Here is a 15,714-nt window from a genome sequence, read left to right on the forward strand (position 1 = left end):
AGGAACTGATGACAGTAAAAGCTAAGCGTATTCTACTCGCTGAAGATGAAGTGGTCCTGCGCGACTTCATTAGCCGAAACTTGCAAGCACGCGGCTTTGAGGTATTTGAGGCGAGCAATGGCCTGGAGGCGATGGCTCTCTGGGAGCGTGAAAATCCCCATTTACTCATCCTTGATATCATGATGCCCCGCATGGACGGTCTCGAAGTCTGCCGGCGGGTTCGTGAGCACTCTGTAGTTCCAATCATTGTCCTGACTGCCCTGGATGCTGAGAAGGATAAGGTGGCGGCACTCGATCTCGGGGCCGACGATTACCTGACCAAGCCCTTTGGAGTTGAAGAACTGCTGGCGCGTGTTCGCGCCCGCTTGCGCCGCACTGTCTGGGAGGTTGGGCCGCTGACCAGCGGCATCAAACAATTTGGGGACATCGAGATTGATCTTGCTGCTCATATTGTACGGCTTCAGAAAACAGAAGTGCGTTTATCGCCAACAGAATTCGCCCTGCTGGAACAACTTGCTTGCAATGCAGATAAGGTTCTCACACATCGCCAACTGCTACAAAGCGTCTGGGGACCTGAATACGGCGGCGAGGCTGAATATCTGAGGGTGTATATCAATAGGTTGCGCCACAAACTCGAAGCCAATCCCGCTCATCCACGCTACCTCCTCACTGAACCTGGCATTGGATACCGCATAGCTACACCATGAGTGTCGAGCGTAACGATGACACAGGGACATCGTACGCTCGCCTACGTCAGCTTGCTTGATCTCTGTGGGGGAGATGACTCCTTCACTTCACAGTATTGGACGCGAGCGTCCGATGCTACGGAGCTTTACTGACAAAAGTATTCGTAAATGTACTACTCAGATCGATCGCTTTACTTTGTGGAATCAGCTTATTTTGATACTCCGTTTTGAGCACCGACGCAGGACCATCTGTCGGCATCGCTCCGTCAGGACTAAAGATGGATAACTGATGCTGTAGCGCCATGACGTAAAGCGCTTGATTGCCTGCATAATAATCAGCGGGCATTTTGGCTGCAATCTCTGCCGCCGTATGTGCATGCATCCACTTCAGAGTTGCAACGTACGCATTGACCACTTTTTGGACTGTCGCCTGATGGCTCTTGACATAACTATTGTTCATGAAGACACAAATGAAAGGATAAGACCCGCCAAGAGCAGCCTGCGTCGCCTGTGGTGTGCGCATATCTACCAGAACTCTTCCCTGTCCAGAAGAGACAAGCTGTGAAATTGTGGGCTCGGTTGTCATGCCAGCATCTATGCGACCCTGCTGCATCGCGGCAATAAATGTTGAGCCCGCACCCACGGGAATGAAATGAACCTGACTTGCAGGGACTCCAACATTATTCAAAATCGAAGTGGTTAGCGTTTGTGTGCCCGAGCCGAGTTCGGTCACACCCAGATTTTTGCCCGTGAGATCTTTGACTGACTTGATCTGACTCTTCGTCGAAACCACTTCGGCCTCACCCGGTGCGATACCCAGCTGGACCACACACTCCATTTGCTTGCCTGCCGCTTGCAGCTCAATCGTATGGTTATACGACCCTGATCCTGCCTCTACCTGACCAGCGAGCGTTTCATCCTCAGCCGACTGTCCTGATCCCTCGTCGATCAGTGTCACATCGAGACCCTGCTGTGAAAAATATCCCAGCTTCTGAGTCAACATGTTTGGCAAGTAAATCTGCTTGCTCAATCCGCCAACCATAATCGAGAGATGCGTTGTGCCTCCCCCATTGCTTGTCGAGCTACTGCCACACGCACTGAGAAGAAGAACCAATACGATGCCTGTGAGCAGGCTTAATCGTCGACATTGCCGATTCCAAGAGTTCATCTCTATTCTCCTTTAGATACCAGATCGCATCTAGATAGCCACATCTCTATTGGCATTGGGTCGCCAGGTGATCAGACGATTCTCCAGCGTGGTAATCAGCGCCTCCATAATCAGAGCCACTACAGCGAGAATCGTCATGGCCGCAAAGACGCCATTCGCATTAAAATTAGCCTGTGCCGTCTGGATCATCAGACCCAGGCCCGCAGTTGCTCCCAGAAACTCTCCAACCACGGCACCAACCAATGCAAAGCTAAAACTCGTATGCAAGCTCGCAATGATCCATGTCAGTGCCGAAGGGATAATCACTTCTGTAGAGAGCTTCCGCTCGTTCGCGCCCAATATGCGGGCGTTGGCTAACAAATTACGGTCAACCTCGCGCACGCCCTGGAATGCATTAAAAAAGACAATAAAGAAGACGAGGACTATCGCCAAAGCGATCTTGGATTGTATCCCTAGCCCTAGTCCGATGGCAAAAATAGAGCCAAGCACGACGCGCGGAAGCGCATTGCCTGCTTTGATATAGGGTCCCATTACGTCGGCAAGGAACCGATTGCGGCCCAATACAATCCCAAAAACTATCCCGAGTACAACTCCGATAATGAAGCCGATCACCGCCTCTTCTAACGTGGTCAGGATCTGTTGCCATAGTGGTCCCTGAGCCGTTCCATCCACAACCCACGTCACAAGCTGGCTCCAGATGCCGGAGGGCTGGCCCCAGAAAAAAGCATCCACCAGACCGACGCGTGCGCAGAGTTCCCAACCTCCAATAATCACGACCAGAAGCGAGACGCGCAAGCAATTCACGAGTAGACGACGACGACGCAGCGTCGCTCTAGCTGCTTGTGTTTCCTGGCTCTCTGAAGTGGTCATCGACTCATCAGGCGCGCTGCTTGTTACGTTCATAGCTAATCACCACCTCATCGCGGAGATCTTCCCAGATCTCCTGGTACAATTTAACGAAACGTGGATCAAAACGAATCTCGGTCACATGGCGCGGTCGTGGCAAATCTATGTGATAGATGCCTTTCACCGTCGCTGGCCCAGCCGTAAGGACACAGACACGATCCGCCAGAGAGATAGCCTCCTCAAGATCGTGTGTCACAAAAACCACCGAAGTCTCGCTGGATGACCATAATTGAAGCAGCTCATCTTCCATCAAGATACGCGTCTGTACATCGAGGGCACTAAACGGCTCATCCATCAGCAATATCTTCGGATCGTTGATAAAGGTCTGAGCCAACGCTACACGTTTGCGCATGCCACCCGAAAGCTGATGAGGATAACGATCCTCGAAGCCACGCAGACCCACACGTGCAATCCAATCGCGGGCGCGTGCTAATGCTTCAGGTTTCCGCATCCCCCGAAACAGCGGGCCTGTCGCAACGTTATGCAGGACATTCTTCCAGGGAAAGACTGCATCAGCCTGGAAAACATACCCAATATTAGGATCAATCCCCTCGACATGTTTGCCCATAAGCATCACCTCACCGGCACTTGGTCGCTCCAGGCCAGAAATCAGTCCCAGAGTCGTCGATTTGCCGCAACCCGTTGGACCAACCACGGCACAAAACTCTCCTGGTGCCACTTTGATGGTGAGATTGCGTAGCGCTGTATAGACCTCTCCGGTCGGTGTTCCAAAGCGTTTGGTGACATTGCGCAATTCGATGGCTGAAGTAAGTCGGTTCGAAACATCATCTGTCATCATCGATGCTTCCTTCGTCTAGCGTCGTACGCATTGCATACAATAACTATCAAGTTAAAGAAAGAATATAATCAGAGTGTAGTCGACCAGGCATAAACAACGCGTAAACGTCCCCTCTGCCAATATAAACAAGGCATAAATATTTCCTTGCAAAGGATACCCACTGCGAAGTCATTACGTTAGGGGGCTCAAAGGATCATCCTGCGTCTCTGCTGATGCCTGACGGTGGGGAGCAAAAACGCGATGGATGATAAAGCCAAGCGCGAAGAGCACCAGGCCAACAGCTACGCCAAGAGCAAGGATCGAGGTATCTCCATTCCACAACACAGTATCGCCAAGAAAGGTCACCGCAAGCAGAACAATAATCACCCCGATCAACTTCTCCTTTAAATCTTCCAGGGTCCGAATGATGAGCCAGCTGGGGAGCGGTAATTGATCATCGATAAAGAGGTCATAGAGTCCCAGCGCGATAATATAGAGAACGGTTCCCAGCAGAAAGAGATCGATGATCTCTACGCACTCGACCGAGAGATGTTTCGCCCCATCCGCAGTAAAAGAGCCATGTGACACGACCCCGATCAGCATATTGAGGACCAGCAATCCTCCATAGATCATAACGCCAACTGCCGCCAGGAAATTACCCAGCACTGCAATCAGGATAAGATAGCGACTACCCGCAAAGATGCGCCTTAGCATAGATTACTCTCCTATTGTATCTATTCTTTTCCATTTCAGCTTCTCAATCAAGTATAACAGGCATCATTATTCTCTCTTGCCCACAAAGCCAAAAGATAAAGATGCGTGTCAGGATTGTCACACTTGTTATTTTATTGGGAGGGAATAAATAGGCGTCATTTATCCTTTTAATACTATGAAAGATGTTTTTTATAGGAGCATCAAACCAAGTATAAAAAATAACATTACATGACATATAAAAGTGAGGGGACAAAAATCATGGCTCAATATGAGACAGCGATAGTGGCAGGTGGATGTTTCTGGTGTCTGGAAGCGGTCTACAAAAGATTAAATGGTGTGCAGAGCGTTAAATCTGGTTATGCCGACTCTCAGGTAGCGAATCCCACGTATCAGGCGGTCTGTACCGGGCAGACGGGTGCCGCCGAAGCCATACAGATAACGTACGATCCATCGATCATCTCATACGAGAAATTGTTGGATGTTTTCTGGCATATGCATGATCCAACCACATTAAATCGGCAGGGGAACGACGTTGGTACGCAATATCGCTCGGCTATCTACTTTCAGAACGAGGAGCAGAAACGCATCGCGTTAGCCTCCAAAGAGCATCAGGAACAGGAAAAAGTCTATCGCCATCCCATCGTCACCGAGATTACTCCATTTACCAACTTCTATCCGGCCGAGAACTATCACGATGACTACTACGACCAGAATCGTGGGCAGGGTTATTGCAGGATCGTTATAGACCCAAAAATTAAAAAGCTCTTGAAAGACTACCGCCAGGATTTGAAAGCTGAAGTAAAATAGGGCCTGCCACACAGTAAATTGCCAGCTAGATACCAGAAAAAAGTTTGCGACCAGCATAGATCTTTCACTACGCTGGTCGCAAACATTATGTTACACACTTATCATTGAGAGACCAGGGGACATTAGGGATAGCTGGTCACCGTAACTGCCACATCTGGATTGGTAATGGTCGATGATCCGCCAATGTTGTTGATCACATTCTGGATACCACCAGATCCGCCCGTGGAGAGGAAGATGGTCAACAGATCATGGAGACTTCCCGCCGGGAGTGTGGTAGGAACTTCAAAGGCGTTAGCCGCATAGATGTTCACGCCCTGATTAAAGAAGCTGTAACTACCCATACCATATCCCTGGAAGCTGGTCACCGTATTGGCAACCTTGAAGGCCGCCCAGCCATTGACACCGGATGCTTCCATCCATGCCGCCTGACTCGGTGGATCGTAGGGCATCTCATTCTGAAAGAAGATGACTTTGCCTCCATTCCCGTTCCAGATCACTTCGTATTGCTGATAATGCTCCACGAACAGGCCATACGCAGTCACATTATCACTATTGACAATGAGACCTGTATTGGCTGTATTCGTGGTCCAACCGACTCCATTTCCGTGGTCGGCTCGCCAGGCCCAGATGTCGTCAAGGATGGTATTGGCGCTGTTGACGACCAGACTGGTCGTGGCGCTACCTGCCTGCGCACCACCGATACGGAAGAAGACATCTTGAATCGTTGGCGGATCGGCGGCGTACTGGCTATTGTGCATGGCGCTACTGCCAACCTGGAGCAGCACCGGTGAGGTCACTGTACCAGCGTCGAACATCAGTCCTGAGATCATGACGCCCGCCGCATTGGCAACTTGCATCGTCACGTTTCCGTTTTGAGGAATCAGCGTTGCGAAACCAAGACCCAGCACCACAGTATCAGGATTCGTCACGTTGATCGTCTGGCTCAGATTATAGATGCCAGGCGTCACGATCAGATTCTTACCGCTCGCCAACGCGCTATTGATGCTCGCCGCAGAGCTACCTGGCTGCGCGATGAAGAACGAGCTGATCGGAAGTGACGTCCCTGGAGTCGCACCGTTAGCCCAGGTGGTACCAGAGCTATTTGTCTGCACTGAAGGAACGAAGACGTTGTAGTTCCCACTTGCATCCAGATACAGGTAGGGCTCCTCACGAGTCACTGGACTGGTTGCCAGAGTGGTGTACGGGCCACCACAGGATGAGGCCGCCGGGAAGCATTGGGCGGGCGCGCCAGCAACACCTGAGAATACCTGATTCCAGACGCCGTTGCTCCAGCCAGTAATCTGGCTATTCCTGATGACCCACTGTTGCTGTGAACCGCTTAAGATATTGCTGCCCGTGATTCTTGAGTCGGAGATAAAACCACCACTGGCATAGTTTGGATTCGTGCAATAGTCCTGAAGCGTAACTGATCCATTGATCGAAACCCGACGCAATGGCGCAGCTTGCGAGACAGCCCAGAATTCATTGTTATAGCAGCCCGCGTTCGAATTGGTGACATTGATGGTTAAATTAGACACCGAGCGCCAGAAATTTGTCGTCGCGTTGCAGACAGTACCTGAGCACTGGTTGTAGACATCAATGGACCCGTTAATGACAACGTCGGTTGGGGCACGTCCCAGGCCAGCGATGCTGGTATAATACCCCACCTGGAAGTTGAGAGGGGTAGCACTGGAGCCATACGTGCCAGGAGCGAACAGCAATGCATAGCGCTGCGTGCCGAACTCGTTGGAGACCTGCTGCGCCGCAATGGAATTGACTGTTGATTGGATCTGGCTCAGTGGTGTGCTGGGAGTAAAGATATAGGTATTGGTGCCAAAGTTGGGAGTGCCGGAGGTCGGAGTTGGGGTCAAGGTCGGTGCTGGAGTTGGGGTGGCTGAACTGCTCCCAAGAACCTCAATACCGTTGACCTGAGCATTGTCCACCACGGTCGTAAATTGGATTGCGATGCTTCCACTGCTCGTCGCCGTTGCATTAAACTGCTCGACGACAGCTTTATACTCCGCACCCGTTGTGGCTACAATATCAAAGTTAGTCAGTACCTGCTGACCATTAATACTGGCATTGAAGACACGCTGACCGGCCTGTGTCCAGTATTCCTCGGCGAAGTGTAGCCGCACCGTATAGGCGCCGTTGGCCGTCAGACCAGGAATGGTATACGTAAAGTTGCCATAGCGATTGCTTTGATAGACCGCCGCCGGGGCTGGATTCGTTACTCCTGTGGTAGTAATCGTATTGCTGACGCTTGCAGTTGAGCCACCGCTAAAGTCCGCATCGGCAATAAACGGGGAGGCCGCCGGGCCACCTGCGTTGATTTGTACGTTTCCTGCCGCATGAGCAACAAAAGCATTTGTGAAGAGGGGAGAAACAGCGAAAGATACGATTATACAACTGAGGAGTATAATCATCCCGATCAGCCGTTGAAGCGATTTCCGGCGCAGCGGAGCGCCAGCTATAGGTGCATCCATGACATCTCCTTCCTGGTGGTCATACCAGGATACTGACAGAAAGAAAAGAGTTCGATGAAACAGGGCATCGCTGCAACCTGATCTTTTCGACACTTTCCGAAATCAATGTCGGAATAGCTATTATGAATATAGTGAATTTTTCCCTAATTGTCAAGGAGTACGTGCATAAAACCAGGAAATTCGTCCTTCCTTGGCTCCAAAAATCAGAAAATCCCCGCTTCATCCGGTCAATGGATAAAAACAGGGGGATTCACAGTCGAGAAAACAGCAGATTATTTTCGTAAAATATCGAAGAACCAGCACGCAGAAAAAACCATTCGCCACGGCATCAATGCTCCCCAACGTAGCGGCGCGGCTCCGCCGTGCTGTCTGCGACTCGTATGATTCGGCCTGGGGGCGCCTCTCAAGGGAACCCCATGGGCAACGGTGTCGTACGAGTCACAGACAGCACGGCGGAGCCGCGCCGCTACGTTGGGGAGCATTGATCTCTTTAGGGGAGATGTTTCCTTCTTTGAACCGTATTATCGGCTCAGGAGTAGAACCACCAGAGTCACAATAGCGATAATCTCGATCACAGCCGGTGCCCCTACGCCCTTGAAGTCTTTCACACGTATGTGCGAGATGCAGGCGCCCACAAAGTAGAGAATGACGCCAATAGCGGCAGCGACACCCAGTGGCCACCAAACGATACCGACCAATAATCCCACGGCACCTGCAATCTCACAAACCGCCAGCCAGAGAAACCAACTCAATGGCACCTGAACAACCTCGTGAAGGGTATGTACAAGTTGTGGAGAACGTCGTAATTTGGCGATGGCCGATCCTACAAGCATAAATGACAGTACAACCGCTAAGACGATATACACAATAAACATGTTTGAGATACTCCATTCTTGTCAACGATACAGACTGTTTCCAAATAAGTGCGTTATTCCTATTGCTTTCCTTATGGAACTAAGACTACAACAAATACTTAGGGTTGTCAAGGATGTTGTTTTCTAGTCAAAAAAATGGTATAGTTGTGGAATGAAAGTATCTGAACAAACTAATGCAATACATCAGGATAATGAGTGCACCGAAACACCTTTAGGTCGTGCGATTCACCTGCTCGGAGATAGCTGGGTATTGCTGATCGTGATGAATCTCCTGCCAGGTTCCATGCGCTTTAACACCTTGCGAGCAGCATTAGGACATATCAGCTCAAAGACCTTATCTAGCCGGCTCAAATTGCTGGAAGAGCTGGGATTCGTGCAGCGTGTGGCGTTTTTAGAGATTCCTCCACGTGTCGAGTACAATATTACCGAAAAAGGACAGGAATTAGGTGAGGTAATCGCCGCACTAGAAAAATTTGGCAATAAACACCTCTCAGCCGTCCCTGTGGCTGCCCCAGATGCATGTTCAGACAATGCAGAGGAAGATCCCTCTTGCCATCCATAACAGGGCACGTTGGGCCGCCCCACAGACGGTCGATCCCATAAACCTATCTCCCCTTACGAAAAGGACAATCTTATGATGAGCCATAAAACCGAAGTCGAATTCATATTCGAGATCGTAGGACAGCAAAAGATTTTTGTCAAGAATATATTTCTTTGCTCCAGGCACCAGGGGCCAGGTAAAATCCATCGAAAAAGACTAATTGTGATATGATGGTAAAACAATACCTTACGATAACGTCAGAAGAACATAGAGCATAAGGAGCGCTTCAATCATGCATCCAATTGCACTCCATCCAGTCCCATCTGTAACGATTACCATTCTACTTGATAATCTTTTTGATGCCTTACTCACCAGCCAGGGAGTCGCCAAGCGAGCCAGTCTGGGTTCGCAGCTTATGCGTCTGCCGATAACGACGATGGAAGAGGGAAAGACGTTCGACAGTCTGCAAGCACAACATGGTTTTGGTGCACTTGTCTCGCTCCCCATTGCTGGCCACACCCATCACATCCTTTTCGACACGGGATCAACGCCCAATGGTCTGGTTGATAATATGAACATATTGGATCTCTCGCCCAAAGATATTGAGACCGTCGTGTTGAGTCATGGGCATTTTGATCACACAACTGGTCTGGATGGATTAACCCGTGTACTGGGACGAACGAACCTGCCACTCATGATCCATCCTGAATTCTGGAATCGACGCCGCCTGATGATTCCAGGGCGAGATCCCCTTGAGATACCCACGACCAGCAAATCTGCTCTGCAAGGAGTCGGCTTTGATGTGCTTGAGGATTGTCAGCCCTCGTTCTTACTCAACGATTCGCTTCTTGTCACGGGAGAAGTTGATCGAACCACCTCATTTGAGCATGGAATGCCTGGTCAACAAGCATTTCATGGTGGCGAATGGGTAGCTGATCCCCTCATTCTTGATGACCAGGCATTGATACTCAACGTAGAGGATAAAGGACTTGTTGTGCTCACTGGTTGTGGACACTCCGGGATTATCAATATTGTCCGCTATGCACAGAAACTGACGGGGATTTCCAAAATCTATGCGATTCTGGGTGGCTTCCACCTCAGCGGCGCAGCATTTGAGCCCATCATTGATCAAACCTGTGACATGCTGGCAGCTTTTGCGCCTCAGATTATTGTTCCCACCCACTGCACTGGATTTAGAGCCATTCATCAACTTGCCACTCGCCTCCCCGATGCTTTTATCCAAAGTAGCGTTGGGACACGCTTTGAGCTTTAAAGCAGCGCGCAATGGGGACCCTTTCAAACCTACGCGGTCAACGCCTGCATTTTCCTGCTCGCCATCAGTGCGGTGATAATGATCATGCCCTCCTTACGCCCGCACAAAGTGGAGCTGGAAGCGAGTGCATAGTGCCCCTCAATGATAACTTCGACTTTCTTACCGACTACTTCACCTCCTGGTCAGTAATCATTGAGAGGCTCACCACTCTGGATCGAGGTCCGATAGAATCGATCAGGGCGTAAATCGTTTCCACTGACCTTCGGAGACAACTTTGACAACTCCATCAACTACCTGAATAGCAGTCTCATCATCCATCAAGTACGACGGCACCGGCATGCCTGCGGCCCATTTTTCAGCGTTGGCCATGCAATTATCCGGCAGAGAGGGGTGATCCAGATGTGGAAATATCGCAAAATCGACCATTCCCAGCGTGCTATCGTCGCCGGCGGGCGGCCTCCAGCGGACGAAGTCCTCCCCGATGCTGGGAGTCATCACCATGCTCCCGGCGCTCAGTCCCACATAGACCATTTCGCGCGGAAGCTCCGGCAAGAGGTCGGCCAGTCCAGATTGCCGCATCCAGTAGTAGAGATACAGAGGATCGCCTCCTTCCACCAGCAGGGCGTCCGTCTCCTGGACCCACGAGAGCCAACGTTCTTTATCGATACTGGGCAACGCGGTAAGCTCCAGCACCCCCAACGACTTCCACCCCAATTCGCACATGGAGCTTTCGGTCTCTCCGCGGATCTGTCGGGCAATCATCGTCGGGGCATTGGGGTGGGCATGTAGTGCGGTGGGAATGCACAGGGCGCTGGACTCAGCAATGGGTTTACCCAGCAGATCAACCAGGGCGGTACGAATGCTATCGTTTCTGATACCGCCAGAAGTGAGCAGTAATTTCATTTTACCTCTCCTTGCCAATATAAGGGAGTCGAAAGGTATTGAGCTCCCAATTGTATAGAGGACATTCTACCGCCTTACAACGCAGAAAACTTCTCCAATCTTACTCTTTTGGCCATGCAGAATCATTACAGCTCACTCCAAAGCAGGCTCCTGGTCTGGACCGCTTATAAAAACGATCCCAGAAAATCCAGCACGATCTGATTGAACTCCGCTGGCTTCTCCATAAAAGGATGATGCGCAGTCTCCGCCATCATCACCTTTTTCGCACCAGGAATCTCTGCGGTCAGGTGCTCCAGTGGATTTGGTCCGTCCCATGCTCCTAGAATCACAAGCGTCGGCACGCCAATCTCTGACAGACGTCCGATGGCCGGAGGCTCTAACGGCTGAGGTGGCGTCTCAAACTGTGCCTCATCATCCGGGCGTTCCCAATTGTGCATCGTCATCGCACGGACGCGCTCACGCACGTCAGAAGCCGCCCGCCCAGGAAGTCGACCCGGCCCATCGGTCCACAATTCGAGCGAGACTTCTACTGCTTGCGCGATATCATGCTGCTCAAACGCTTCTGTCAAACGTGTATAGAGACGAGTCACATCGGGATACTGTTGCTTCATTTCATCTGATGGTCGAAATCCGCTGACTCCTGCGGTGACCGGGATCAATGTATCAACCATCTCCGGATGTTCAAGAGTAAAATCGATCGCCAGCGCTCCTCCTCCAGAAACGCCCATCAGATAGGCGCTCCCGATACCCAGAAATTTCATCAATTCGTAGAGATCCTGACGATCGGAATACGCCACTCCCCTGGTAATCAGCCCTGAATCGCCAAAGCCTCGCTGATCGTAGCGGATAGCTCTGTAATGCTGAGCAAAATCCGCAAACTGATCATCCCACGATCTTCTATCCAGAAGATGCCCATGGATAAGAACGAACGGATGCCCTGCTCCTGCAACCTCATAATAGATTGTGGTTCCATTTATCTCTGCATAACCACTCTGCATCTGTGTAGTGTCTGGCATATGACATTCCTTTCTGCTCATATATCACTTTCGCTATGGTAGCAGCGAAAGCGGTCAGAAACGACCCTATATCGAATACAATTTTAAAATCCCAGGCAGCGAACGTCTATGCTATTTAGATGAATACTATGCATGGGATGCTTCACTAATTGAAGATAAAGACTAGAGGTAAAAGATTGTATGCTAGAGGTCAATAGACTGGGATGGTTCCAGGCAAACACATTCACGTTGCTCAATAACGGCAATGACGTTGGGAGTATTGAAGGAAGCGCGTGGAGAGAAAAAGGCACATTATTCATTGAAGGAACCAGTTATACTATGTATCACAATGGTTTCGCCAGTATGGAATATCAGCTAGCCGATATGAATTCCACTGTGCTCATCTCGGCCACAAAAAGTATGTGGCGGCGCAATTATGAGATCGATTGTGCCGAAGGACATTTTAGTTTAAAGCGCTCTTCCATGTGGAGTAGTAATTTTAGCGTCTTGCAAAATGGTCAAGAGATCGGTTATGTGCGTAAAAAAGGGGTCTGGAACAATAATGCGCAAGCGGAGATCCCATCATTACCCCTTGTGCCAGCCTTTTTTATGATCTGGCTCAGCATCATCAGTTGGCGCGAAGCTCAGCAGGCCGCAGCATCGAGTTAAGCAGCAAGACCTCGTCGTTCAGATGGGGTCTTTCTTTCTCGGTCCCACACGACCCTTATTTCCAATGCTGTTAAAATCTACCATCTCTCTTTTTTTCGTTCTTCCTCACTTTTATTGTATCACCTCCTGTCTACCAGCGCACTGCCTTTTTGGACGATTTTTTTTTGCGTTCTTTCCCCTATACTCTGGAGAAAGCGACGCAGGTGCCAGTCAAAGATCATCGCGACTGCATGAAATCTGTTCTATTAAAGGAGAGAGACATATGAGTTCCTTTGTCCTTGATTTTCAGGATATTGACAAAACAAAACTCATGGTTGTCGGAGGAAAAGGCACGAACCTGGGAGAACTTTCCAGGATTGCTGGAATGCACGTACCGGATGGCTTTTGTATTTCTACAAACGTCTTTACAAGAGTCATTGGGGAAACGCCATCGATTAACGCACTACTTGATCAGCTTGCGCAACTACAGGTAGAAGACCAGGATAAAATCAGTAAACTTAGCGGCGAGATGCGCAGAGTTATCGAAGGGATAGCCATCCCTCCAGACATTCAAGCAGAGATCATCGGCCATCTTTCCAGACTGGGTGAAAAAAATGCCTATGCCGTACGATCCAGCGCCACCGCCGAGGATTTACCGACAGCTTCCTTTGCTGGTCAGCAGGATACATATTTGAACATGATTGGAAAGGAGGCCATCCTCAAGCATATCAGCAAGTGCTGGGCGTCGCTCTTTACGGATCGTGCGGTGATTTACCGCATACAGCATGGATTCGACCATAAAAAGGTCCGTCTATCTGTGGTCATCCAAAAAATGGTCTACCCGGAGGCTGCGGGGATCATGTTCACAGCTGATCCGATCACTTCTAACCGCAAACTGCTCTCAATCGATGCCAGTTTTGGACTTGGAGAAGCGCTGGTTTCCGGCCTGGTCTCTGCTGATTGTTACAAAGTGCAGGAAGAGGAAATCGTCGCGAAGATGATCGCCACCAAAACGTTGGCTATCTATGGACGAAAAGAGGGCGGAACAGAGACCCGGCAGATCGCTCCTGATCAACAAAAGACTCAAACACTTACCGACCAACAGATTGTACACCTTGCCCGCATAGGAAGACAGATCGAAGCGTACTTTGGTTACCCACAAGATATCGAATGGTGCCTGCTTGCTAATACATTTTATATTCTCCAGAGCCGGCCAATCACTACCTTATACCCGATCCCTGAAGTAAACGATGACGAAAATCACGTGTACGTCTCTGTTGGTCATCAACAGATGATGACCGATCCCATGAGACCCCTGGGACTGGCTTTTTTCTTGTTAACAACAACTGCACTCATGCGTACAGCTGGCGGAAGATTATTTGTTGATGTGACACCTATGCTGGCTTCTCCTGCTAGCAGGAATGCGGTAATCACCACCCTGGGACAATCCGATCCGCTCTTAAAAGATGCACTCACGACCCTCATAGAACGAGGAGATTTTGTCAAATTGTTACCAGAGGACAAGACAGAACAGCATCCTGGTAAAAGCAATAAAGTTATATCGAGTGCGGGCTCTCGTACACAAATCGAAAACGACCCGACCATCGTTTCTCATATGATTGAGCGAAGTCAAGCATCGCTAGCAGAGTTAAAACGAACGATCCCCACGAAATCAGGCGTGGATTTATTTGATTTTATTCAAGAAGATATCCCGCAATTAAGGATGAGTCTATTTAATCCACAAAGTTTGAATGTGATTCTGGCTGTTATTGATGCCTCATCATGGCTCAATGAAAACATGCTGGCATGGTTAGGTGAAAAAAACGTCGCAGACACGCTTTCTCAATCTGTCCCAAACAATATCACTTCGGAGATGGGGCTGGAGCTATTGGATGTCGCAGATGTGATTCGTCCTTATCCAGAAGTCATTGAGTATTTACACCACGTCAAAGACGATACCTTTCTGGATGAATTGGTAAAGTTTGCTGGTGGACAGGAAGTTCAAGACGCGATCCATGCCTACCTCGACAAATACGGCATGCGCTGTGCCGGGGAAATCGATATCACGAGAACCCGTTGGAGCGAAAAGCCAATGATACTTGTTCCCATGCTTCTCAGCCATATCAAAAACTTCGAGCCCCATGAGAGCAAGCGGAAGTTTGAGCAAGGACGACAGGAAGCCTGGGAGAAAGAACAAGAGTTGTTGGATCGATTGAAGCAATTACCTGATGGTGATGAAAAGGCTAGCGAGACAGCAAGGATGATCAGTCTGGTCCGGAATTTCGCTGGTTATCGTGAATATCCCAAATACCACCAGATTAATCGCTACTTCGTGTATAAGCAGGCTTTACAGAAAGAAGCTGAGCAACTTCTCCAGGCCGGCGTTCTTTCTGATAAAGAAGATATCTATTACCTCAATTTTAAAGAGCTGCGCGAAGTCGTACGCACCCATACGCTGGATCACCAGATCATCAGCAAGCGAAAAGACGAGTACGCATCCTATCAAAAACTCACGCCCCCACGTGTCATTACATCGGAGGGAGAAATCATCACAGGGAAATACAAACGAGACAATCTCCCGGCCGAAGCTCTTATAGGTCTACCTGTTTCTTCCGGAGTTGTAGAGGGACGAGCACGTGTCATCTTCAACATGGAAGAGGCCAATCTAGAAGATGGAGATATCTTGGTCACCTCATTTACGGACCCGAGCTGGACGCCATTGTTTGTCTCCATCAAAGGACTGGTCACCGAAGTTGGCGGGCTGATGACCCATGGAGCAGTTATCGCACGTGAATATGGTTTACCTGCAGTCGTAAACGTAGGTAATGCCACCAGGCTAATCCAAGACGGACAAAGAATCCGGGTCAATGGGACAGAAGGCTATGTAGAAATCCTGTGATATCTCTACACCTGAATAGCAGTATATCTTCACAA

At 49.7% G+C, this 15,714-nt stretch carries 16 protein-coding genes; 7 read left to right on the forward strand and 9 right to left on the reverse strand.

Annotation, left to right across the window (positions count from 1 at the left end):
• Positions 1-8: 8 nt before the first annotated feature.
• Entirely contained in the window at positions 9-707 is a 699-nt protein-coding gene (locus tag AC27N8_RS01720) for a response regulator transcription factor (protein ID WP_487063308.1), read from the forward strand.
• Positions 708-822: 115 nt separating this feature from the next.
• Here AC27N8_RS01720 and AC27N8_RS01725 read toward each other — a convergent pair whose 3' ends face one another.
• From AC27N8_RS01725 to AC27N8_RS01740, 4 genes are all read right to left on the reverse strand, one after another.
• Positions 823-1,854 carry an ABC transporter substrate-binding protein gene (locus tag AC27N8_RS01725; protein ID WP_487063310.1) on the reverse strand — a complete coding sequence of 344 codons (1,032 nt, stop codon included), beginning with the start codon at positions 1,852-1,854 and terminating at the stop codon, positions 823-825.
• A 30-nt stretch (positions 1,855-1,884) separates the two neighbouring features.
• On the reverse strand, positions 1,885-2,757 hold the full coding sequence (locus AC27N8_RS01730; protein WP_487063312.1) for an ABC transporter permease: 873 nt from the start codon (positions 2,755-2,757) through the stop codon (positions 1,885-1,887).
• Positions 2,732-3,559: an ABC transporter ATP-binding protein gene (locus tag AC27N8_RS01735; protein ID WP_487063314.1), complete on the reverse strand. Its 828-nt coding sequence runs from the start codon at positions 3,557-3,559 to the stop codon at positions 2,732-2,734. The genes AC27N8_RS01730 and AC27N8_RS01735 overlap by 26 nt, the downstream gene beginning before the upstream one ends.
• 171 nt (positions 3,560-3,730) lie before the next feature.
• Positions 3,731-4,252 (reverse strand): YqhA family protein, encoded by a 522-nt coding sequence (locus tag AC27N8_RS01740; protein ID WP_487063316.1) that lies wholly within the window; start codon positions 4,250-4,252, stop codon positions 3,731-3,733.
• A gap of 258 nt (positions 4,253-4,510) precedes the next feature.
• Here AC27N8_RS01740 and msrA point away from each other — a divergent pair, with 258 nt between their 5' ends.
• A complete protein-coding gene (gene msrA, locus AC27N8_RS01745; RefSeq protein ID WP_487063318.1) occupies positions 4,511-5,059 on the forward strand; it encodes a peptide-methionine (S)-S-oxide reductase MsrA in 549 nt (182 codons plus the stop codon).
• Between the two features lie 122 nt (positions 5,060-5,181).
• Here the strand turns inward: msrA and AC27N8_RS01750 are convergent, their stop codons facing one another.
• The 3 genes from AC27N8_RS01750 to AC27N8_RS01760 all read right to left on the reverse strand — a co-directional run bounded on the left by AC27N8_RS01750 (position 5,182) and on the right by AC27N8_RS01760 (position 8,420).
• Complete coding sequence (locus tag AC27N8_RS01750) at positions 5,182-7,545, reverse strand: malectin domain-containing carbohydrate-binding protein (RefSeq protein WP_487063320.1); 2,364 nt, start codon at positions 7,543-7,545, stop codon at positions 5,182-5,184.
• Positions 7,546-7,817: 272 nt separating this feature from the next.
• Positions 7,818-8,027: a hypothetical protein gene (locus tag AC27N8_RS01755; RefSeq protein WP_487063322.1), complete on the reverse strand. Its 210-nt coding sequence runs from the start codon at positions 8,025-8,027 to the stop codon at positions 7,818-7,820.
• Between the two features lie 39 nt (positions 8,028-8,066).
• Positions 8,067-8,420: a DoxX family protein gene (locus AC27N8_RS01760; RefSeq protein WP_487063324.1), complete on the reverse strand. Its 354-nt coding sequence runs from the start codon at positions 8,418-8,420 to the stop codon at positions 8,067-8,069.
• A 151-nt stretch (positions 8,421-8,571) separates the two neighbouring features.
• Here AC27N8_RS01760 and AC27N8_RS01765 point away from each other — a divergent pair, with 151 nt between their 5' ends.
• From AC27N8_RS01765 to AC27N8_RS01775, 3 genes are all read left to right on the forward strand, one after another.
• A complete protein-coding gene (locus AC27N8_RS01765) occupies positions 8,572-8,982 on the forward strand; it encodes a winged helix-turn-helix transcriptional regulator (protein ID WP_487063326.1) in 411 nt (136 codons plus the stop codon).
• 271 nt (positions 8,983-9,253) lie between these two features.
• Positions 9,254-10,234 carry an MBL fold metallo-hydrolase gene (locus tag AC27N8_RS01770; protein WP_487063328.1) on the forward strand — a complete coding sequence of 327 codons (981 nt, stop codon included), beginning with the start codon at positions 9,254-9,256 and terminating at the stop codon, positions 10,232-10,234.
• A gap of 11 nt (positions 10,235-10,245) precedes the next feature.
• Complete coding sequence (locus AC27N8_RS01775; RefSeq protein ID WP_487063330.1) at positions 10,246-10,479, forward strand: hypothetical protein; 234 nt, start codon at positions 10,246-10,248, stop codon at positions 10,477-10,479.
• Here AC27N8_RS01775 and AC27N8_RS01780 read toward each other — a convergent pair.
• Complete coding sequence (locus AC27N8_RS01780; protein WP_487063332.1) at positions 10,469-11,137, reverse strand: Type 1 glutamine amidotransferase-like domain-containing protein; 669 nt, start codon at positions 11,135-11,137, stop codon at positions 10,469-10,471. The two genes, AC27N8_RS01775 and AC27N8_RS01780, sit on opposite strands and share 11 nt — an antisense overlap.
• 164 nt (positions 11,138-11,301) lie before the next feature.
• Entirely contained in the window at positions 11,302-12,153 is an 852-nt protein-coding gene (locus AC27N8_RS01785; protein ID WP_487063334.1) for an alpha/beta fold hydrolase, read from the reverse strand.
• A gap of 180 nt (positions 12,154-12,333) precedes the next feature.
• Between AC27N8_RS01785 and AC27N8_RS01790 the strand changes: the two genes are divergently transcribed.
• Together AC27N8_RS01790 and ppsA are read left to right on the forward strand one after the other, a co-directional pair.
• The gene (locus AC27N8_RS01790) at positions 12,334-12,801 is read left to right on the forward strand and encodes a hypothetical protein (RefSeq protein WP_487063336.1); all 468 of its coding nucleotides are present in this window, start codon (positions 12,334-12,336) and stop codon (positions 12,799-12,801) included.
• Positions 12,802-13,063: 262 nt separating this feature from the next.
• Positions 13,064-15,679 carry a phosphoenolpyruvate synthase gene (gene ppsA, locus AC27N8_RS01795; protein WP_487063338.1) on the forward strand — a complete coding sequence of 872 codons (2,616 nt, stop codon included), beginning with the start codon at positions 13,064-13,066 and terminating at the stop codon, positions 15,677-15,679.
• The last annotated feature ends 35 nt before the right edge of the window (positions 15,680-15,714 follow it).

Source organism: Dictyobacter sp. Z7_2 (genome assembly GCF_057551105.1).

Coding starts and splice junctions, on each gene's coding strand:
- AC27N8_RS01720 (WP_487063308.1), top strand. CDS start 9: ATGACAGTAAAAGCTAAGCGTATTCTACTCGCTGAAGATGAAGTGGTC.
- AC27N8_RS01725 (WP_487063310.1), bottom strand. CDS start 1,854: ATGAACTCTTGGAATCGGCAATGTCGACGATTAAGCCTGCTCACAGGC.
- AC27N8_RS01730 (WP_487063312.1), bottom strand. CDS start 2,757: ATGAACGTAACAAGCAGCGCGCCTGATGAGTCGATGACCACTTCAGAG.
- AC27N8_RS01735 (WP_487063314.1), bottom strand. CDS start 3,559: ATGATGACAGATGATGTTTCGAACCGACTTACTTCAGCCATCGAATTG.
- AC27N8_RS01740 (WP_487063316.1), bottom strand. CDS start 4,252: ATGCTAAGGCGCATCTTTGCGGGTAGTCGCTATCTTATCCTGATTGCA.
- msrA (WP_487063318.1), top strand. CDS start 4,511: ATGGCTCAATATGAGACAGCGATAGTGGCAGGTGGATGTTTCTGGTGT.
- AC27N8_RS01750 (WP_487063320.1), bottom strand. CDS start 7,545: ATGGATGCACCTATAGCTGGCGCTCCGCTGCGCCGGAAATCGCTTCAA.
- AC27N8_RS01755 (WP_487063322.1), bottom strand. CDS start 8,027: ATGCTCCCCAACGTAGCGGCGCGGCTCCGCCGTGCTGTCTGTGACTCG.
- AC27N8_RS01760 (WP_487063324.1), bottom strand. CDS start 8,420: ATGTTTATTGTGTATATCGTCTTAGCGGTTGTACTGTCATTTATGCTT.
- AC27N8_RS01765 (WP_487063326.1), top strand. CDS start 8,572: ATGAAAGTATCTGAACAAACTAATGCAATACATCAGGATAATGAGTGC.
- AC27N8_RS01770 (WP_487063328.1), top strand. CDS start 9,254: ATGCATCCAATTGCACTCCATCCAGTCCCATCTGTAACGATTACCATT.
- AC27N8_RS01775 (WP_487063330.1), top strand. CDS start 10,246: ATGGGGACCCTTTCAAACCTACGCGGTCAACGCCTGCATTTTCCTGCT.
- AC27N8_RS01780 (WP_487063332.1), bottom strand. CDS start 11,137: ATGAAATTACTGCTCACTTCTGGCGGTATCAGAAACGATAGCATTCGT.
- AC27N8_RS01785 (WP_487063334.1), bottom strand. CDS start 12,153: ATGCCAGACACTACACAGATGCAGAGTGGTTATGCAGAGATAAATGGA.
- AC27N8_RS01790 (WP_487063336.1), top strand. CDS start 12,334: ATGCTAGAGGTCAATAGACTGGGATGGTTCCAGGCAAACACATTCACG.
- ppsA (WP_487063338.1), top strand. CDS start 13,064: ATGAGTTCCTTTGTCCTTGATTTTCAGGATATTGACAAAACAAAACTC.